Source organism: Bacteroides sp., assembly GCF_030151085.1.
In the GTDB taxonomy this organism is placed as follows: domain Bacteria; phylum Bacteroidota; class Bacteroidia; order Bacteroidales; family Bacteroidaceae; genus Bacteroides.
Window position 1 is genome coordinate 23092 of the sequence record NZ_JASLER010000003.1, and the last position, 20966, is coordinate 44057.

Genomic DNA, 20966 nt, shown 5'->3' on the forward strand with positions numbered 1-20966 from the left:
TCTTATTTATATATTATATATCAATTACTTTTCCGGAGTCTGTTCCAATGTAGCTACCAAGAAGTCATAGAATTTAGGTACGGTAGAAATCAAAACACGTTCGTCGGGTGAGTGGGGAGAACGCAATGTCGGACCAAATGAAATCATATCAAGCCCCGGGCAATTGGCACCGATAATACCACACTCCAAACCGGCATGGATAACTTTCACAGCAGGTTCTACACCGAATTGTTGTTTATAGGACTGCTTCATGGCATGCAGAATCGGTGAATCAACGTTAGGTTGCCAACCGGAATAAGCGCCACTCAATTCCACCTTCATACCTGCCATAGCAAAACATGCACTCAAGCTGTCTGCCAAAAAGTCCTTCATGGTGTCGCAAGAACTACGAGCCAGAATATGAATCGCAGCTTTACCACCAATAATAGTCACAATTGCCAGATTGGAGGAAGTCTCCACTGTATCGGGTACAGTAGGTATCATACGCATTACGCCATTTTGACAAGCCACCAAGACATTAATCAAATTATCCTGGATTTCTGTCGGAACTACTGAGGCAGGAACTACTACATCTTCCATTTTCAATGTTATATCGCTTTCAATGGAAGCATATTCGGCATTGAGTTGAGCTTCATATTCCTTAATATAGTCTTCCAATCCATCCATATCTTCAGGATTGAACACCAATACGGCATGTGCTTCACGCGGAATGGCATTACGCATATTTCCACCTTCAAAACTTGCCAGTTGTGAATCGAACTCAATCAATAAATCGTGCACGATACGCGCCAGCAACTTGTTGGCATTGCCACGTCCCTGATTGATTTCCAAACCGGAGTGACCGCCACGCAAACCTTTCAAGGTTATTTTGCGAGCAACGAAACCATCAACCGGTTCTTCTTCCTTATACTCTAATGTAGCTGAGATGTCAATGCCACCTGCACAACCGATATAAAGTTCACCTTCATCCTCAGAGTCAAGGTTCAGCAGGATTTCACCCTTCATAGTTCCGGGTTTCAATCCGAATGCACCGTACATACCTGTTTCTTCGTCTTTGGTAATCAATGCTTCCAGTGGACCATGCTTCAAATTCTTGTCTTCAAGAACAGCCATAATAGCAGCTACCCCCAAACCGTTATCTGCACCCAGAGTAGTACCTTTTGCTTTCACCCAATCGCCATCAATATAAGTTTGGATAGGATCTTTTGCAAAATCGTGGACGGTATCGTTATTCTTTTGAGGCACCATATCCATGTGTGCCTGAAGGATTACGCCTTTACGGTTTTCCATACCCGGAGTGGCAGGTTTACGGATAATCACATTGCCTATTTCGTCGACAAATGATTCCAAACCCAACCCCTTACCGAAATTAACCAAAAACTCGGTAATCTTTTCCATGTGTCCTGACGGACGGGGTATTTGGGTCAATGAATAGAAATGCTTCCACACATTCTGTGGAGTTAAATTTAAGATTGTACTCATAGTTCTAAAAAGTTAGTTTTCGCAAATATACTTGTTTATTCAGAGAACTCACAATAAATAACCCTTTTTCATCGGAAAAATGATATTGACGAAGCAAAGTTTTTTTTGAGCGTGGAATGATTATGAAGATTCTATAAAATGAAGTGCTTTATAAAAGAATCTTCTACTATATATTTCAAAAATAATAAACACAAATAGGCCCCAACTATTTTTTAGTAAAAATCAGGTGGATTTTTACTAAATTTCCGGATGATTTTTACTAAATCTTCACCCAATTTTTAGTAAAAATCTACAGCCCATCTTAGAAGGTATTCTGACGGGGGTTTTAAAAAGGAAGTAAGAAATAATATTTATTTACAAAGAAAAAGATGACAGTTATCCCCTCTTCCTGTTAACTAGTGAGAGATGCAACCACCCATAGATTCCAAGCACTATGACCAGCAACGTCTGTATGCCATGCACTATCAACGCAAAGACACCTGCATCGGTTGCATTTACTCCGTAAAGCATCATCATTGTAATTACGGCAAAATGCCAAGGTCCCGCTCCATTGGGAGTAGGAACAATCACGGCAAATGTTCCACCTACAAACATCACCAGCCCTGCCAGAAAGCTAAGATGTGCCGTAAACTCGAAACAATAGAAAGTTAGATAGAAATGATAGAAGTAGCAAATCCAAATCATCACTGTATAAAGTACGAACAGTGGAACATTCTTCACATTCCTAAGAGACATAACTCCCTCCCATACATTTAGCGCAATGCCTTTCACTTTTTCGAAGAAGGAAAGCATACGTAGAAGATAGTACATCAGTATCAACACCCCGATCACTGAGAACAAAGAAACATAAAACCAAGGAGACGAAAATAAATGCACCAGTGATGGAATCTTGGTTCCCGTTTCTTCAAAGAAACGAAGAAATACAGGCATTTGCACCAAGAAAGTAAGTCCGGTTATCAGAAGGATACAAAGCGTATCTACCAGACGTTCCGTCACAACCGTACCAAGTGATTTGGCAAAAGAAACATTATCGTATTTGGAAAGTACCCCGCAACGGGAAACTTCGCCCACACGTGGCAGAATAAGATTGGTAGCATAAGATACAAATATCGCATCCACACAGTCGCTCGTTTTAGGATGAGCATCAAGAGGCTCCAACGTCTGCTTCCATCGCCATCCGCGAAACACATGACTCATTACACCAAACAGTAGCGAAAACAGCATCCACCACCAATTTGTACCATGTAGAAGGACTTCCTTTGCCCGGGAAAAATCAAAATCACGATACACCCAATAGAGGATAAAGCTACCCAAAAGAATAGGTAAGACTATCTTTAATGTCTTTTTTAGCAGTTTATTCATGCTGTCTTTCTAAATTCTTCAATCTTCATTCTTCATTCTTCGTCGAAAAGAACTACCTTTGCTCCGTGAAGACAAGGAGCATCATTCAGCAACCTGCATTCACGCTGCAAAAGTAACGATTTAGTTGATAAATGAGATTAGTTAAACCCAAAAAGTTTCTCGGCCAACATTTCCTGAAAGACCTGAAAGTGGCGCAGGATATTGCCGACACAGTGGATGCGTGTCCCGAACTTCCCATATTGGAAGTTGGTCCGGGTATGGGCGTATTAACCCAGTTTCTGGTAAAGAAAGAGCGTCCGGTCAAAGTTGTGGAGGTAGACTTTGAGTCCGTTGCCTATCTGAGGGAAGCCTATCCACAGTTAGAGGAAAACATTATTGAAGACGACTTCCTCAAAATGAACTTACAACGGTTATTCGACGGGAAACCTTTTGTTCTGACAGGGAACTATCCTTATAATATATCCAGCCAAATATTCTTCAAAATGCTCGAAAACAAAGATATTATACCTTGTTGTACGGGCATGATACAGAAAGAGGTAGCCGAACGCATCGCTGCTGGTCCCGGTAGTAAGACATACGGTATTTTAAGTGTGTTGATCCAGGCATGGTACAAAGTAGAATATTTGTTTACCGTCAGCGAACATGTATTCAATCCGCCTCCCAAAGTAAAAAGTGCTGTTATACGAATGACACGCAACAATACGCAAGAGTTAGGCTGCGACGAAAAGCTGTTTAAGCAAGTAGTGAAAACCACTTTTAACCAACGACGCAAGCAGCTGAGAAATTCCATAAAACCGATACTCGGCAAAGACTGCCCGCTGACAGAAGACATCCTGTTCAACAAGCGTCCCGAACAGTTATCGGTTCAAGAATTTATCAATCTGACCAATCAAGTGGAAGAAGCACTGAAAAGCCTCACACCCACCCCCTCTCCGAAAGAGAGTGGAGAATGATAGTCCCCTTGATCTATTCTTATAATTAATGTATTGACAATAGGCTTTAACAACTCATCTTATGGAAATAAACGAAGAATACATAGATAAAGTCAAAAGTCTTATAGAGCAGAAAGACGCAGAAAACGTCAAAATGCTTTTGACTGACCTCCACCCGGCAGATATTGCTGAATTGTGCAATGACCTTGCACCGGAAGAGGCCCGCTTCGTTTACCGTCTTCTCGACAATGAGACTGCTGCTGACGTATTAGTTGAAATGGACGAAGATGTCCGGAAAGAGTTCCTGGAACTTCTTCCGTCTGAAACCATCGCCAAGCGTTTTGTGGACTATATGGACACGGACGACGCCGTCGACTTGATGCGTGAACTCGATGAAGACAAGCAGGAGGAAGTCCTCTCGCATATCGAAGACATTGAACAGGCAGGTGACATCGTCGACCTTTTGAAATATGACGAAGATACTGCCGGTGGTTTGATGGGTACTGAAATGGTAACCGTCAACGAGAACTGGAGTATGCCCGAATGCTTGAAAGAGATGCGCCAGCAAGCCGAAAAGCTCGATGAGATCTATTACGTATACGTCATTGACGATGAAGACCGCCTGCAAGGTGTCTTCCCACTAAAGAAGATGATTACTTCACCTTCTGTCTCCAAGGTGAAACATGTAATGAGAAAAGACCCTATTTCCGTTCATGTAGACACTTCTATTGAAGAGGTGGTCCAGACCATTGAGAAGTATGACTTGGTTGCCGTTCCCGTTGTAGACAGTATCGGACGTCTGGTCGGACAAATTACGGTAGACGACGTCATGGACGAAGTACGTGAGCAAGCTGAACGTGATTACCAGTTGGCATCAGGTTTGTCACAAGACGTAGAGACAGACGATAATGTGATGCGTCAAACTTCTGCCCGCCTCCCGTGGTTGCTTATCGGAATGATAGGAGGAATCGGAAATTCCATGATATTAGGCAATTTCGATACAACCTTTGCCATGCATCCCGAAATGGCTCTTTATATTCCGCTGATTGGCGGAACAGGAGGAAATGTGGGAACCCAGTCATCGGCAATCATCGTACAAGGTCTTGCCAATAGCTCTCTTGATGCTAAAGATACTTTTAAGCAAGTAACCAAGGAAGCCATCGTAGCATCCATTAATGCGACAATCATTTCTTTACTGGTATATATCTATAATTTTATACGGTTTGGAAGCACTGCTACTGTTACTTATTCAGTATCAATCAGCCTGTTTGCCGTAGTTATGTTTGCCTCCATATTCGGTACACTCGTACCTATGACATTAGAAAAACTGAAAGTAGACCCAGCCATTGCTACCGGTCCGTTTATTTCTATTACTAATGACATTATTGGTATGATGTTGTATATGGGCATTACTGTTCTGTTATCTTAATACCCCATTGAGGTTCAATCCCTCTTATTCAGCAGGAAAGATTAGGAATAAACAGAAAAAAAACAGAAAAAAAGTATGAAGTGATTATTTTATTTCATTAATTTGTAGCTTAATGTAACCCAAACGGGGCATCCCGTTTCTAAAAAGTAAATACAATGACGGACACTCATGACACTAATCTCCCCGAAAAACCGGCGGAATTAGAAGAAGAAAAGAAAGCAGCAGAGGTTTCTGAACCGGCAACAACAGAAACTCCGGCTGAAGAAGTGATTTCAGAAAAGCCGGTAGAACCAGTTCAGAAGCTCACTAAAGAAGATATTCTTGCCAAGTTGAAAGAAATTGCCGAGGATGTAGAAAATGCGTCCAAAGGTGACATTGATGGGTTGAAGCAAATCTTCTACAAAATACATAATGCTGAACAAGAAGCGGCAAAGAAACTATTCGTAGAAAACGGAGGTGTCGCAGAAGAATTCGTTCCACTGGCAGATGATGTGGAAGAAGAATTCAAAAATATCATGTCCGTCATCAAAGAGAAGAGAAGTTCACTTACCGCCGAACAAGAAAAACAGAAAGAACTGAATTTACAGGTCAAGTTATCCATTATCGAGGAACTGAAAGAATTGGTTGAATCTCCCGATGATGCCAATAAAAGCTATACAGAATTCAAGAAACTGCAACAGCAATGGAATGAGATCAAACTCGTACCTCAGACTAAGGTAAATGAACTCTGGAAAAACTATCAACTATACGTTGAGAAATTCTACGACCTCCTGAAACTGAACAACGAATTCCGCGAATATGATTTCAAAAAGAATTTAGAGATCAAGACACATCTTTGTGAAGCTGCCGAGAAGCTGGCAGACGAGCCGGATGTAGTCTCAGCTTTCCATCAATTACAGAAGTTACATCAGGAGTTTCGTGATACGGGTCCCGTTGCCAAAGAATTGCGGGATGAGATTTGGGCACGTTTTAAAGTAGCGTCGACTAATGTAAACCGCCGCCACCAGCAGCATTTTGAGTCTCTAAAAGAAACAGAACAGAACAATCTCGATCAGAAAACTGTAATCTGCGAAATTATTGAGGCTATCGACTATAATGAGTTGACGAATTTCGCATCCTGGGAAAGCAAGACACAAGAAATTATTGCTTTGCAAAACAAGTGGAAAACCATCGGCTTTGCTCCACAGAAAATGAACGTCAAGATATTCGAGCGTTTCCGTAAAGCATGTGACGAGTTCTTCCATAGGAAAGGCGATTTCTTCAAAACCTTGAAGGAAGGCATGAACGAAAATCTGGACAAGAAACGTGCTCTATGCGAAAAGGCCGAAGCATTAAAAGACAGTACTGACTGGAAAACTACCGCCGATGAACTAACCAAACTTCAAAAAGAATGGAAAACAATCGGTCCGGTTGCCAAAAAATATTCGGATGCTGTCTGGAAACGTTTCATCTCTGCTTGCGATTACTTCTTTGAACAGAAGAATAAAGCTACTTCTTCCCAACGTTCCGTTGAACAAGAAAATTTGGAAAAGAAAAAAGCCATCGTAGATAAGTTAGCCAGCATTGACGAGAGCATGGATACAGAAGAAGCCACTCAGCTTGTACGCGACTTGATGAAGGAATGGAATAACATAGGACACGTTCCTTTCAAAGAAAAGGATAAGATCTATAAGTCATACCACAGTCAAGTAGACAAATTGTTTGACCGCTTCAATATAAGTGCTTCAAATAAGAAGTTGAGTAATTTCAAATCTTCTATCAGTTCCATACAGGAAGGTAGTCCGCAGGCACTTTACCGCGAACGCGAAAAGTTGGTACGTACCTTAGATAACATGAAGAACGAACTTCAGACCTATGAAAACAACCTAGGCTTCCTTACTGCTTCTTCAAAGAAAGGTAACAGCCTACTGACTGAGATCAATCGCAAAGTAGAGAAGTTGAAAGCTGATATTGATCTGGTTAAAGAAAAGATTAAAGTACTTGATGACAACATTAAGAACGAGAATTAAACACTAGAATAACAAAAGAAATGAACCCCGAAAGTCTTATTTGACTTTTGGGGTTCATTTCTTTTAAGAGTGTACCTTATTAACGGTATTATTCTCCTCTTTTAATGGTGGAATAAACGAATACCGGTAAATGCCATAGCAATACCATACTTATCGCAGGTTTCAATAACATGATCATCACGTACCGAACCTCCTGCCTGAGCTATATATTCCACACCGCTTCTATGCGCACGTTCTATATTATCTCCAAACGGGAAGAAAGCATCGGAACCTAAAGAAACACCTTTCAGTGTATCGAGCCAAACACGTTTCTCTTCTCTTGTCAACACTTCCGGTTTTTCTGTGAAGAACTGCTGCCAAACGCCATCAGCCAAAACATCATTATAATCATCGCTAATGTAAACATCAATCGTATTGTCACGGTCAGCGCGACGAATTTTATCCACCCAAGGTAAGTTCAATACTTTAGGATGTTGACGCAGATACCAAATATCAGCCTTATTACCTGCCAAACGTGTACAATGAATACGACTCTGCTGTCCTGCACCAATACCAATTGCCTGGCCATCTTTTACATAGCAAACTGAATTAGATTGTGTATATTTCAGAGTAATAAGCGCTATCATTAAATCATGCTTTGCAGCATCCGTGAAGTTTTTGTTTTGAGTCGGAATATTAGTAAACAGCTCGTCACCATTCAATTTAATCTCATTACGTCCTTGTTCAAAAGTAATGCCAAAAACATCTTTATGTTCAATTGGAGCAGGCCGGTAATCAGGATCGATTTTGATTACATTGTAGGTACCTTTACGCTTAGTACTCAATATTTCAAGTGCTTCTTTGGTATATCCCGGCGCAATAACGCCATCCGAAACTTCGCGGTTAATAAAACGGGCGGTAGCTTCATCACAAATATCACTCAAAGCGATAAAATCACCGTATGACGACATACGGTCAGCACCGCGGGCACGTACATAAGCACAAGCTAACGGAGAAAGTGGCAGATTGTCTACAAAATAAATCTTTTTCATTGTTTCATCCAGTTCCAATCCAATTGCCGCACCAGCAGGACTCACATGTTTAAATGAGGTTGCAGCGGGCATTCCGGTAGCCTCTTTCAGTTCTTTTACTAACTGCCACCCATTTAGTGCATCCATAAAATTAATATAACCCGGACGTCCATTCAATACTTTGATAGGTAATTCCCCCTCCTGCATATAAATGCGGGCCGGCTTCTGATTGGGGTTACAGCCGTACTTTAGTTCTAGTTCTTTTGCCATAATCTTTATTTGAGTTGAATGGCAACAAAATTACTTAATATTTCCGGCTTACAGAACAGAATGTGCCTAAAAACAGAAAGCCCCGTCAAGAAAATCTTAACGGGGTCTCCGAGTTGGGCTACCAAGATTCGAACTTGGAATGACAGGACCAGAATCTGTAGTGTTACCATTACACCATAGCCCAATAACAAACCATTTCTGTTTTGCGGTTGCAAAGATACAAAGATTTCGATAATCTAAAACAAATTCTGCTATTTTTTTCCTAATTTTCTAATAAGACACCGTAGTCCAAAGAATTATATAACTAAAAAAAATCAAAAAATAAAAGAGTTTTCCTCTTTTACGTGTTTGATATGAGAATTCAACGTATATTTGTCAACTGTTTTAATATAATAATGTATAATGAACGAAGCTAAGAAACTAATTCAACAGATAACAGAAGGTATTCAGGATAAAAAAGGAAAAAAAATCATTGTAGCAGATCTAACCAAGATAGGCGATACAATATGTAACTATTTAGTCATCTGCCAAGGAAACTCCCCCAGCCAAGTGACAGCTATTGTTGAATCCGTAAAGGATTTTACACGCAAAGGTGCTGACACGAAACCGTTTGCCATTGATGGTTTGCGCAATGCGGAATGGGTAGCCATGGACTACTCCGACATATTAGTACACGTTTTCTTACCGGAAACAAGAGAGTTCTACAACCTGGAACATCTTTGGGCTGACGCCAAACTAACCCAAATCCCCGACCTCGATTAATTTAAACTTATGGACAATAATACCAATAAGAAACCCAATAAAGTAAACATGCCCAAGTTCAACTTGAACTGGCTGTATATGATTATAGCTATGATGCTTCTGGGCTTGTACCTTACCAACGAAAGTGGTACGGCAACCAAAAACATCTCGTACGACGAATTCCAGCAATATGTTCGTGACGGCTATATAAGCAAAGTTACCGGTTTTGACGACAACTCTGTAGAAGCTTTTGTCAAACCGCAGTTCGTTCCTAATGTATTTCGTGGAGATTCCAGCAAAGTAGGCAAGAATCCTATGATAACTACCGAAGCCCCTTCTCGCGAAAGCTTAGGTAACTTTATTCAGAAAGAAAAGGATGAAGCCCGTTTCGACGGTTCTATCAGTTACGAAAAGAAACGTAACTACTTTGGTGCCATCCTTTGGCAGATATTACCGTTCGCGCTTCTGATCGGTTTCTGGATATTCATATCACGCCGTATGAGTGGTGGCGGAGGTATGGGCGGTGGCGGAGGCATCTTCAGCGTAGGAAAGTCCAAAGCTCAACTGTTCGAAAAAGGTTCTCCCATCAAAGTAACATTTAAAGATGTTGCCGGTTTGGTTGGTGCCAAACAAGAAGTGGAAGAAATTGTAGAGTTCCTGAAAGAACCACAAAAATATACGGACTTGGGAGGTAAAATACCTAAAGGTGCACTGTTGGTAGGCCCTCCGGGAACCGGTAAGACTTTGCTTGCAAAAGCAGTTGCCGGTGAAGCCAATGTACCTTTCTTTTCATTGGCAGGTTCCGACTTTGTGGAAATGTTTGTCGGTGTGGGTGCATCCCGCGTTCGCGATCTCTTCCGCCAGGCAAAAGAGAAAGCTCCTTGTATCGTGTTTATCGATGAAATAGATGCCGTAGGACGTGCCCGTGCTAAGGCTGCTGCCATGGGAGGTAACGATGAACGTGAGAATACATTGAATCAGTTATTGACAGAGATGGACGGTTTTGGTTCTAACAGCGGTGTTATCATCCTTGCTGCCACCAACCGTGTAGATGTATTGGACAAAGCTTTGTTGCGTGCCGGACGTTTCGACCGCCAGATTCATGTGGATTTGCCTGACCTTAACGAACGTAAAGAAGTATTCGGCGTACACTTGCGCCCCATCAAAATAGACGATTCAGTAGATGTTGACTTATTAGCTCGTCAAACGCCCGGTTTCTCCGGTGCCGATATTGCTAATGTCTGCAACGAAGCTGCATTGATCGCAGCCCGCCACGGAAAGAAGTTTGTAGGTAAACAAGATTTTCTGGATGCCGTTGACCGAATTGTAGGTGGTTTGGAAAAGAAAACTAAAATCACTACCGAGGAAGAACGCCGTTCCATCGCTATCCATGAAGCTGGTCATGCCAGTATTTCCTGGTTATTGGAATATGCCAATCCTTTGATAAAAGTAACAATTGTACCACGTGGACGTGCTCTAGGTGCTGCTTGGTATCTTCCGGAAGAACGTCAAATTACAACGAAAGAACAAATGCTCGATGAAATGTGTGCCACCTTAGGAGGACGTGCTGCCGAAGATGTATTCTTAGGCAGAATCTCCACGGGCGCCATGAATGACCTCGAACGTGTAACAAAGCAAGCATTCGGTATGATCGCCTACTTAGGTATGAGCGAAAAGTTACCTAATCTGTGTTACTATAATAATGATGAATACTCCTTCAACCGTCCGTACAGTGAAAAGACTGCGGAACTGATTGACGAAGAAGTGAAGCATATAGTAAACGAGCAGTATGCTCGCGCTAAAAGAATTCTTTTAGAGAACAGTGCAGGTCATGCCAATTTGGTACAAATACTGATTGAAAGAGAAGTGATTTTCGCAGAAGATGTAGAACATATATTCGGCAAACGTCCTTGGGCTTCACGTTCAGAAGAGATCATCAGTGCTACCAAAATTTCGGATGAGTTGAAGAAAGCTGAAGCAGAAGAGGCTATCAAAGCTAAGGAAGCCGAAAAAGAAGTAAAAGAAGAGGGTGAAAAAGAAGCCGCCAATGAGCAAAGCAACGGCAGTAAAGCAGAAGATAATCAGCCCTCTACAGGAACTGAATCTAAAAATTAAAACGGAAACACCGTGAAAAACAATTTTATCCAACGCACTATAACCGGTGTGTTATTCGTAGCAATATTAGTGGGCTGTATTCTTTACAGCCCCCTTTCTTTCGGTATATTATTTACCCTTATCTGTGCGCTGAGTGTACACGAGTTCTCACATTTAGTGAATCAGAGCGGAGACATCAGTACCAACAAAATCATTACTGCATTAGGAGGCGCTTATCTGTTTCTCGCATTAATGGGATTCTGTACTTCGGCTGCTGATGCACGTGTATTCCTCCCCTATTTAGGTATTTTACTCTATCTGATGATTACAGAATTATACCTTAAGAAAAAGAATCCTATCGGTAACTGGGCATTCTCTATGCTTAGTCAGCTATACGTAGCATTACCTTTCGCCTTGCTGAATGTACTTGCTTTTCAAAATTCTCCGGAAACGAGTAGTGTAACTTACAATCCTATCCTGCCACTCTCTATCTTCGTATTTATTTGGCTGAGTGATACGGGAGCTTACTGTGTAGGTTCTTTAATCGGCAAGCACCGCTTGTTTGAACGTATTTCTCCTAAGAAATCATGGGAAGGGAGTATTGGAGGCGGTGTATTTTCCGTCGCATCTTCTTTTGTATTCGCCCACTTCTTCCCGTTCATGCCTATGTGGCAATGGGCAGGCCTGGCAGTAGTAGTTGTTATTTTCGGTACTTGGGGAGATTTGACGGAATCGTTAATGAAGCGACAACTAGGTATTAAGGACTCAGGAAACATTTTACCCGGCCACGGAGGTATGCTCGACCGTTTCGATAGTGCATTGATGGCTATTCCGGCTGCTGTTCTTTATTTATATGTTATGACGCTGTTCAAATAAAAGCAATTTAGTTTGAATAACTTCTTATGACGACAGAAAATAAAATACAGTACTTTGAGAATCGGGAAGACTGGAGAAAGTGGTTAATAACCAACTTTGACAGCGCCAAGGAAATATGGTTTGTATTCCCCACTAAGTCGTCAGGCAAAAAAAGTATTTTATACAATGATGCGGTTGAAGAAGCCCTTTGTTTCGAATGGATTGACAGTACGATAAAATCGCTTGATAAAGAACATAAGATTCAGCGTTTCACACCCAGAAATCCTAAAAGTACGTACTCGCAAGCCAATAAAGAAAGACTTAAATGGCTATTGGAAAATAAAATGATACACTCAAGGTTTGAGGATAAAATACAGAAAGTCTTATCTGAACCTTTTATTTTTCCCAAAGACATAATCGACAAATTGAAGGAAGATAAAATAGTATGGAAAAACTATCAACAGTTTTCCGACTCATACAAGCGAATCCGAATTGCCTACATTGAAGCCGCAAGGGTACGTTTGGAGGAGTTTGAGAAACGATTAAATCACTTCATCAGCAAAACGAAAGAAAATAAAAAGATAACAGGATTTGGCGGGATTGAAAAATACTATTAATCAATTACACAAGTAATTCTCAATAAACAGAATAAGAAGAGGGCACGGAGTTTTAGATAACTCCGTGCCCTCAACATTCATACACAACACACTATTTACTGCAATTGCATCTTTGAAAAATCTTCTGTTGATTTCTTCGAACTATTGCCCGAATTCTTCAAATCGAACGTTAGCTCCACTTCACCGTTAACTTTGGAGTTCAGCTTTAGTTTGATACCTTTTGTGGCAGAAGTTATATCCAAACTATTCAAATTATAAGATACAGCTCCGTAAGCACGATAACCGGTTACATCATCGTATGTATTGTAACGCAGTTCCAAATGGATATAACCATCTTCCGCATACAAGGTCTCACCTTCCTCTGTACGTACCAGGCTGATACGATGTTTGGTCTTTGCCGGAAGGTTCTGTGCGAAAATAATATTCATATAACCGCCACTGATACCCATATCCCCTTTATAGATCAGTATGGGATCATTTCCAAATTCTTCTTCAGTCTCAGGAGTCATAATTTCAATCCCCTTCGTCAATACATCCTGCATACGCAGAATCTTTACTGCATGGTCATAACCTTGAAAGTCATCATAAAGTGGGTTGAAAGTCGTTATTACACGTTGACCATCAGCAGGTTCATACCAACCAAGGTTCGTATTAACCGGCCAAAGTGTTCCCCAAGTATCACAGTCCAGGTAAAATGCACCACCGGTAACACGTACGGTAGCCCACAAGGGAGGTGTAAAATCTCCCACTGAATAACCATCGTCGAGATCATCACATGATTGTAACGCAGGCATCACTGCCAAGCAAATCGCCATAAAAAGCCAATGTAGTTTTTTCATAATCAAAGTTCTTTTTATTTGTTTATATTTCATTTGTTTCTGTCTAAAAAATACAAAAGCCGGGCATTTACTGCACCGGCTCTATCTATTTTAACAAATTCTTTAAATATTGCTATTCCCGACAACGTTCATTAAGTAAATCAATCATTTTGCGGGCGGCATGCTTCGGAGCTCCAGCCTCTCCTAAGCGAGATGCCATATACTGATAACCATCGAGCATTTGCTGCCGGTACTCCTTATTATATAAGATACGATTCAATTCGGCGCGAACCTGCTCTACTGTCATTGTATCGGCAACCAATTCTTTCACAACCTCACGGTTTGCTATAAGATTAACCAAAGAGATGTATTTCACATTCAGTATATGACGTTTCAGAAAAGCGATCACTTTTCCTATCGGCGTATGATAACACACTGCCTGTGGCACACGGAACAAAGCTGTTTCTAATGTTGCCGTTCCCGAAGTGACCAATGCAGCTGTAGCCTGCTGTAACAAGGCAAATGTCTGCCCGAAAATGATTTTCACTTTTGCGTCACCCACATATTGCTTGTAATATTCAGGAGAAATGCCCGGAGCACCTGCCAGCACCAGCTGATAATCAGTAAAAGTAGAAGCAGCCCGAAGCATATCCGGCAGATTGTCTTTAATTTCCTGCTTACGGCTACCTGCAAGCAGTGCAATGACAGGCTGGCTACTCAATCCATTCGATTGCACAAAGTCCTCAAACGTTTCTGAATGGGAAGAACAGAATGCCGTCACCTCATCCACCGTCGGATTGCCGACATAGTGTATCGGATATTGGTGTTTTCCTTCAAAGAATTCAACTTCAAACGGGAGGATGGAGAAGAGTTCATCGACATCTCTCTTGATATTCTTGATGCGATATTCTTTCCAAGCCCAAATCTTAGGAGATATATAATAGTAAACAGGAATCGTTGTCCGGGCATGAATAAACTTAGCGATATTCAGATTAAAACCCGGATAGTCAACTAGTATCAACACATCCGGTTGCCATGCCACGATATCCTCTTTACAACGCTTCATGTTAGCAAAGATGGTACGCAGATGCAACAGTACAGGGATAAAGCCCATATAGGCTAACTCCTTGTAATGCTTCACCATAGTCCCGCCTACCGCTGCCATCAGGTCACCGCCAAAGAAACGAAATTCCGCTTGAGGATCTTCTTCTTTCAGGGCAGCCATCAGGTGCGAGGCATGCAGGTCGCCGGATGCTTCACCAACAATCAGGTAATATTTCATTGAAGCGGAGAGTTAAACCAAGTTTTCATGTCCTCTATCAAACTGTAAGCAGTTACATCCACCGTAGTCGGAGTAATAGCTACATAGCCATTATCGAGTGCCCAATGGTCATTTTTCTCATTTTCATTATCCTTATTCTCGAACTCACCGGTCAACCAGTAATAATGGGTATCACCTCTGTGAGCGAAGTTTTCCCACTCGTTTACCCATTGTCCTTTTGTTTGTTCGCAAATTCTAATGCCTTTCAGATCTTTTGTATTAGGGATATTCACATTGAGGCATGTCAACGGAGGCAAACCTTTCTCCAAAACCTGACGAGCTATTTCACGGATATAAGGTCCTGCCGGCTCAAAGTCAGCATTCGGTTCATGGCTACAAAGTGAAAAACCGATAGAGGGTATACCTTTCAGGCAACCTTCAATCACCACACCCATTGTTCCCGAATAATGCACATTTACAGAAGAATTGTCACCATGATTGATACCACTTACCACAAGATCCGGTTTACGGTCGAGCACAGTATGAAAGGCAAGTTTAACGCAATCTACCGGTGTACCCGAACATTTATAAACAGTCAGCCCTACATCTTTACGTAGCAACTGATAATGAATAGGTTCCGTAACAGTCAATGCGCAGGCAGCTCCTGAACGTGGAGCATTTGGTGCAATCACTACAATCTCGCCCAACGGACGAAGAAACTTTATTAACTCGCTAATACCTTTCGCAATGATACCGTCATCATTGGAAATCAATATCAAAGGTCTTTGATTTTCCATACTTAACTTATTTTTCTGACTGCAAAAGTAGTAAAAATAACTTTATTGTTATCTTTGTATTACACTATACTCACCAAAAAAACAAAGCTTATGGATATTTTGCTTATCATTCTAGGGGCACTTTGCATGATTATAGGGCTGGCAGGCTGCTTCCTACCGATAATTCCTGGACCACCCGTAGCCTATGCAGGCCTGCTGCTGCTACACTTTACAGATAAAGCACAATTTACTACGGCTCAACTGCTGACATGGCTGTTTATTGTCATTCTCTTGCAAGTGCTGGACTACTTCATTCCTATGCTTGGAAGCAAATACAGCGGAGGGAGTCGTTGGGGAACGCGCGGTTGCCTCATAGGTACTGTTGTCGGACTATTCTTCATGCCTTGGGGTATTATTCTCGGTCCGTTCCTCGGTGCCTTTCTTGGCGAACTGTTAGGCGGCAGAGCAACTGGTCAAGCACTAAAATCCGGTTTAGGATCATTATTTGGCTTTCTATTCGGTACTGTATTGAAATGTGTTGTATGTGGATACTTCATCTGGCAGTTTATTAACACACTGATATAGACGTCAATCAACAGGAACTAAGATGCACGTCCGTTACATCAGCGGTTACCACCGTTTCCACCAGCGGATACGATCGTCCCCATTAGCGGATACGGGCGTCCCCACCTGCGGATACAGGCGTACCCACTAGCAGATACGGACGTTTCCAGCAGCAGATACGAGCGTTTCCACTGGCAGATACGGGCGTATCCTATAGGGGTGGTACGATAATACACTATATACCAATGAGATAAAACACATGCTTTCGGAGGATATGACCGAGAGATAGAAAGCACACATTCACTGAATAAAGCCTCAAAGCCAAGGTATAAACAGCAGGAGTAAAAGCATAAAACAAATCTTAATCTTCTGCAAGCGAGGCAAAAAAGCCTCTTTGTTTCAATATTAATATGTATATTTGCCTGCTAAAACAAAGAAAAGACATTGTTTTCAAACGGTTTGGCAACAGAAAAGTAACATAACCGTCTGTGAGTTATTAACAAAACAGGCGACTTTTCAACCGTTTTTGCAATATTTCTCTTTTTTAGTAGGTGCTATACGGAATTATCACTTATTTCGCTGCCGATAAAATATTGAGATTATGGGAAAAATAATTGCTATGGCAAACCAAAAGGGTGGTGTAGGCAAGACTACGACGACAATAAACCTCGCAGCCTCGCTAGCCACGCTTGAAAAGAAAGTGCTCGTTGTAGATGCAGACCCGCAGGCCAATGCTTCATCAGGCTTGGGCGTGGACATCAAGCAGTCGGAATGTACTATTTATGAATGCATTATCGACCGTGCTAACGTGCGCGATGCTCTTCATGACACAGAGATAGAAACCTTAAAGGTTATCTCTTCCCACATCAACCTGGTAGGTGCCGAGATAGAAATGTTAAACCTCAAAAATCGCGAGAAAATACTCAAAGAAGTACTTGTCCCGCTGAAAGAAGAGTTTGATTATATCTTGATAGATTGCTCTCCTTCTCTAGGGCTGATTACGATCAATGCACTTACTGCCGCCGACTCTGTAATTATCCCCGTTCAAGCCGAATATTTCGCATTGGAAGGCATCAGTAAATTACTGAATACGATCAAAATCATCAAATCCAAGCTGAATCCGGCTCTCGAAATCGAAGGCTTCCTGTTGACGATGTATGATTCTCGTCTACGCCAAGCCAACCAAATCTACGATGAAGTGAAACGCCACTTCCAGGAACTGGTATTCGAAACCGTTATCCAACGTAACGTTAAGTTAAGTGAAGCTCCCAGCTACGGCCTGCCTACTATATTATATGATGCAGACTCTACCGGAGCCAAAAATCACATGACACTTGCTAAGGAACTGATCGACCGCAACGAGAAGCGGTGATTGAGAGTTTAGTGATTAGTTGTCAGTGATTAGTGATTAAGTGCGCAGCCAAATTGTAAATTGTAAATCGTCAAATTGTAAATAAATAGATGGCACAGAAAAGAAACGCATTAGGACGCGGGCTGGATGCCCTGCTCTCCATGGATGAAGTGCAGACGGAAGGCTCTTCCTCCATCAACGAAATAGAACTGTCGAAGATTGCAGTCAATCCCAACCAGCCCCGCCGTGAATTTGACCAAACAGCGTTGCAGGAACTTGCCGACTCCATCTCCGAGATAGGGATCATTCAACCTATCACCTTGCGAAAGGTAGACGACGAAACCTATCAGATCATCGCCGGTGAACGTCGTTTCCGTGCCTCCCAACTTGCCGGACTGACTAGTATCCCAGCCTACATCCGTACAGCTGATGATGAGAACGTCATGGAAATGGCACTCATTGAAAACATACAGCGCGAAGATCTAAACTCCGTGGAAATAGCCCTTGCCTACCAACATCTGTTAGAGCAATACGGACTAACCCAGGAACGCCTCAGCGAGCGTGTCGGAAAGAAACGCACCACCATTGCCAATTACCTGCGCCTGTTGAAGTTGCCCGCACCCGTACAAATGGGACTGCAAAACAAACAGATAGACATGGGACATGCCCGTGCCCTGGTAACTCTTGGTGACCCCAAACTGCAAGTAAAGATATTCGAAGAAATTCTGGAGCACGACTACTCCGTTCGTAAAGTAGAAGAAATTGTAAAGTCCCTGAGCGAAGGCGAAACCGTAAAAAGCGGCACCCGCAAGATTGCTCCCAAACGTGCCAAGTTGCCCGAAGAATTCAACATGTTGAAACAGCAACTATCAGGTTTCTTCAGCACCAAAGTACAACTTACTTGTTCAGAGAAAGGAAAAGGCAAAATCAGTATCCCATTCAGTAACGAAGAAGAATTGGAACGTATCATCGGCATCCTTGATACGCTGAAGAAATAAATGACAAAGAAAAGAAGAATATATCAAATAACGATTGCCCTGCTTCTCTGCTTTTTGCAGACGGCAGGGATTGCTATGTATGGTCAGGATCGTCCACGTGCCGCAGCAAAGCGGTCACAAAGACAGCAAACAGACTCCCTCAGCACCGTACTTCGGCCTTTGCGTCCATTAGTTGACAGTCTGAACACCGAGATAAACGACATAACTTCACTTAAGTCGGATAGTATTGCCATTGCAGACAGTATTGCCGCAGAAAATAAAAAGAAGTTGCTTGAACTTACGGCCAATCCTTCGCTGGAAGCTCCCCCCGTACCTAAGGACAGTCTTCAAAAAGCAGTAAGTCCCAAAATATGGGTTCCTAATCCTGTAAAAGCCACATGGCTCGCCCTCGTCATCCCCGGTGGCGGACAAATCTACAACCGTAAATATTGGAAACTACCCATCTTCTACGGTGGTTTTGCCGGTTGTGCCTATGCACTTACATGGAACGGCAAAATGTATAAGGATTATTCCCAGGCCTACAAGGATGCCGTAAATGGAAATTGGAATTCAAGCAGCATCACAGACCTATTACCTCCGGGTTATATTAATAATGTATCTACCTCGCAGTTAACGGAGACCCTCCGAAAACGTAAAGACACCTACCGCCGATACCGCGATCTAAGTATCTTTGCCTTTATAGGCGTATATTTGCTATCTGTAGTAGATGCCTATGTAGATGCGGAATTATCCAACTTCGACATCTCACCGGATTTAAGTATGAAGGTTGAGCCTGCAGTAATCAACACCCAAATGACCGGTTCGTCGAACAGGTCGGTAGGCGTACAATGTAGTTTCCGATTCTAATACCAACAAACATAATAAATATACTCATGATAAATAAGCCAGCATATATGAAGAAAATCATCATCGGTACTTCGCTCCTGTTCAGCATCTTTTCAACACCACAAATACATGCACAGGAAAGTATCGACGTACTTATCCAAGAGAATGGAACAGAACGAAAAGAAAGCATTGAACTTCCTAAGAGTATGACTTATCCACTGGATAGTTTGTTCACCGACTGGAAAGCAAAAAATTACATAGATTTAGGTAAAGATTGTAGTACTTCTACCGAAAATCCTCTGTTCAGCGACTCCACTTATATAGATCGGCTCTCTCGTATGCCGACCGTTATGGAGATGCCATACAATGAAATCGTACGTAAGTTCATTGATATGTATGCAGGTCGCCTGCGCAACCATGTTGCCTTCATGTTAAGTGCATGCAATTTCTACATGCCTATCTTTGAAGAAGCTCTTGATGCTTATGATATACCTCTCGAACTGAAATATTTGCCGATCATCGAATCAGCCCTCAATCCTTCCGCCGTATCGCGTGCCGGTGCTTGCGGTCTATGGCAATTCATGTTGGGAACCGGAAAAATGTACGGCCTCGAAAGTAACAGTCTGGTAGACGAACGTCGCGATCCGATAAAAGCCACTTGGGCTGCCGCACGTTATCTGAAAGATATGTATGATATTTATAAAGATTGGAACTTAGTGATTGCTGCTTACAACTGTGGTCCCGGTACCATCAACAAAGCCATCCGCCGTTCCGGTGGTAAGACCGATTATTGGGAGATTTATAACTTCCTCCCCAAAGAAACCCGAGGTTATGTACCCGCATTCATTGCAGCTAATTATGTGATGACTTACTATTGCAAGCACAACATTTGCCCCATGGAAACCAATATTCCAGATGCAACAGACACCGTACAAGTAAGCCGTAACCTCCATTTTGAACAAATAGCCGATATTTGTAGTATCAACCTTGATGAAATCAAGAGTTTGAATCCACAATACAAGAAGAATATCATCCCGGGAGAGAGCAAACCTCAAACATTACGTCTCCCCATGAACTCCATCAGCACCTTTATCGACAAGCAAGATACAATTTATGCACACCGCAACGACGAATTATTCAAAAATCGTAAAGTGGTAGCAGTAAACGACACACGTTCCAACACTCGTAGCAGCAAAAGCAGCTCATCCTCTGGGAATGCCACTTACCATAAAATCCGTAGTGGAGAGAATCTTGGCAGCATCGCCCGCAAATATGGAGTCAGTGTCAGTCAGTTAAAAAGCTGGAACGGACTGCGCAATAACAACATTTCAGCAGGCAAGCGATTGAAGATTTATAAATAAAGTACTTTCTTTCGTTTTGATACGAAAGAAAGATACCAAAGAAAGAATCAAGGCTACACTTTCGGTGCTACTCCGGTGCCACCAGAAGAGGTCGGGGCGAAAACTCGCTTCGCTCAGACAAACGCCCCTTAAACCTCTTCTGCTGACACCTACGCTCACGCACCTACAGTGATGCCGGGAAACCTTTCGGCGTAATAGGAGTTGTGATTAG

At 42.1% G+C, this 20966-nt stretch carries 19 protein-coding genes and 1 tRNA gene; 12 read left to right on the top strand and 8 right to left on the bottom strand.

Annotated features, from left to right (window positions below; translation table 11 throughout):
• Positions 1-24: 24 nt before the first annotated feature.
• Complete coding sequence (locus Q1W14_RS00815) at positions 25-1482, bottom strand: aminoacyl-histidine dipeptidase (RefSeq protein WP_300698304.1); 1458 nt, start codon at positions 1480-1482, stop codon at positions 25-27.
• A gap of 375 nt (positions 1483-1857) precedes the next feature.
• Positions 1858-2844, bottom strand: coding sequence for a lysylphosphatidylglycerol synthase transmembrane domain-containing protein (locus Q1W14_RS00820; protein WP_300698306.1), 987 nt, complete (start codon positions 2842-2844; stop codon positions 1858-1860).
• A 131-nt stretch (positions 2845-2975) separates the two neighbouring features.
• Between Q1W14_RS00820 and rsmA the strand changes: the two genes are divergently transcribed.
• The 3 genes from rsmA (at position 2976) to Q1W14_RS00835 (ending at position 7214) form a co-directional block, all read left to right on the top strand.
• Complete coding sequence (gene rsmA, locus Q1W14_RS00825) at positions 2976-3797, top strand: 16S rRNA (adenine(1518)-N(6)/adenine(1519)-N(6))-dimethyltransferase RsmA (RefSeq protein WP_300698308.1); 822 nt, start codon at positions 2976-2978, stop codon at positions 3795-3797.
• A gap of 67 nt (positions 3798-3864) precedes the next feature.
• On the top strand, positions 3865-5205 hold the full coding sequence (mgtE, locus tag Q1W14_RS00830; RefSeq protein ID WP_300698444.1) for a magnesium transporter: 1341 nt from the start codon (positions 3865-3867) through the stop codon (positions 5203-5205).
• 155 nt (positions 5206-5360) lie between these two features.
• Complete coding sequence (locus Q1W14_RS00835; RefSeq protein ID WP_300698310.1) at positions 5361-7214, top strand: DUF349 domain-containing protein; 1854 nt, start codon at positions 5361-5363, stop codon at positions 7212-7214.
• Between the two features lie 101 nt (positions 7215-7315).
• On the opposite strand, the gene Q1W14_RS00840 is transcribed toward Q1W14_RS00835, so the two are convergent.
• Positions 7316-8494, bottom strand: coding sequence for a phosphoribosylaminoimidazolecarboxamide formyltransferase (locus Q1W14_RS00840; protein ID WP_300698311.1), 1179 nt, complete (start codon positions 8492-8494; stop codon positions 7316-7318).
• A gap of 113 nt (positions 8495-8607) precedes the next feature.
• Positions 8608-8678 (bottom strand) — tRNA-Gln (locus Q1W14_RS00845).
• Positions 8679-8896: 218 nt separating this feature from the next.
• Between Q1W14_RS00845 and rsfS the strand changes: the two genes are divergently transcribed.
• Genes rsfS through Q1W14_RS00865 form a run of 4 tightly spaced genes read left to right on the top strand, consistent with a single transcriptional unit; the run spans position 8897 to position 12801 of the window.
• Positions 8897-9256, top strand: a complete 360-nt coding sequence (rsfS, locus tag Q1W14_RS00850; protein WP_300698313.1) for a ribosome silencing factor — start codon at positions 8897-8899, stop codon at positions 9254-9256.
• A 9-nt stretch (positions 9257-9265) separates the two neighbouring features.
• Entirely contained in the window at positions 9266-11350 is a 2085-nt protein-coding gene (gene ftsH / locus Q1W14_RS00855; protein WP_300698315.1) for an ATP-dependent zinc metalloprotease FtsH, read from the top strand.
• 12 nt (positions 11351-11362) lie between these two features.
• Entirely contained in the window at positions 11363-12205 is an 843-nt protein-coding gene (locus Q1W14_RS00860) for a phosphatidate cytidylyltransferase (protein ID WP_300698317.1), read from the top strand.
• A 26-nt stretch (positions 12206-12231) separates the two neighbouring features.
• Entirely contained in the window at positions 12232-12801 is a 570-nt protein-coding gene (locus Q1W14_RS00865) for a YdeI family protein (protein WP_300698319.1), read from the top strand.
• Positions 12802-12896: 95 nt separating this feature from the next.
• Here the strand turns inward: Q1W14_RS00865 and Q1W14_RS00870 are convergent, their stop codons facing one another.
• The 3 genes from Q1W14_RS00870 to surE all read right to left on the bottom strand — a co-directional run bounded on the left by Q1W14_RS00870 (position 12897) and on the right by surE (position 15677).
• Positions 12897-13640, bottom strand: a complete 744-nt coding sequence (locus tag Q1W14_RS00870; RefSeq protein ID WP_300698320.1) for a NigD-like protein — start codon at positions 13638-13640, stop codon at positions 12897-12899.
• A 112-nt stretch (positions 13641-13752) separates the two neighbouring features.
• Positions 13753-14901 (bottom strand): lipid-A-disaccharide synthase, encoded by a 1149-nt coding sequence (lpxB, locus tag Q1W14_RS00875; protein ID WP_300698322.1) that lies wholly within the window; start codon positions 14899-14901, stop codon positions 13753-13755.
• Positions 14898-15677: a 5'/3'-nucleotidase SurE gene (surE, locus tag Q1W14_RS00880; RefSeq protein ID WP_300698324.1), complete on the bottom strand. Its 780-nt coding sequence runs from the start codon at positions 15675-15677 to the stop codon at positions 14898-14900. Before surE ends, lpxB begins: the two co-directional genes overlap by 4 nt.
• A 90-nt stretch (positions 15678-15767) precedes the next feature.
• Here surE and Q1W14_RS00885 point away from each other — a divergent pair, with 90 nt between their 5' ends.
• Positions 15768-16241, top strand: coding sequence for a DUF456 domain-containing protein (locus Q1W14_RS00885; RefSeq protein ID WP_300698326.1), 474 nt, complete (start codon positions 15768-15770; stop codon positions 16239-16241).
• Positions 16242-16279: 38 nt separating this feature from the next.
• Here Q1W14_RS00885 and Q1W14_RS00890 read toward each other — a convergent pair whose 3' ends face one another.
• Positions 16280-16516 (bottom strand): hypothetical protein, encoded by a 237-nt coding sequence (locus Q1W14_RS00890; RefSeq protein ID WP_300698328.1) that lies wholly within the window; start codon positions 16514-16516, stop codon positions 16280-16282.
• Between the two features lie 305 nt (positions 16517-16821).
• Between Q1W14_RS00890 and Q1W14_RS00895 the strand changes: the two genes are divergently transcribed.
• The 4 genes from Q1W14_RS00895 (at position 16822) to Q1W14_RS00910 (ending at position 20755) form a co-directional block, all read left to right on the top strand.
• Positions 16822-17592: an AAA family ATPase gene (locus Q1W14_RS00895; RefSeq protein ID WP_300698330.1), complete on the top strand. Its 771-nt coding sequence runs from the start codon at positions 16822-16824 to the stop codon at positions 17590-17592.
• A gap of 89 nt (positions 17593-17681) precedes the next feature.
• Entirely contained in the window at positions 17682-18569 is an 888-nt protein-coding gene (locus Q1W14_RS00900) for a ParB/RepB/Spo0J family partition protein (RefSeq protein ID WP_300698332.1), read from the top strand.
• Positions 18570-19415 carry a DUF5683 domain-containing protein gene (locus Q1W14_RS00905; protein ID WP_300698334.1) on the top strand — a complete coding sequence of 282 codons (846 nt, stop codon included), beginning with the start codon at positions 18570-18572 and terminating at the stop codon, positions 19413-19415. It abuts the gene before it with no gap.
• 26 nt (positions 19416-19441) lie between these two features.
• On the top strand, positions 19442-20755 hold the full coding sequence (locus tag Q1W14_RS00910) for a lytic transglycosylase domain-containing protein (RefSeq protein ID WP_300698336.1): 1314 nt from the start codon (positions 19442-19444) through the stop codon (positions 20753-20755).
• Positions 20756-20966 lie beyond the last annotated feature (211 nt).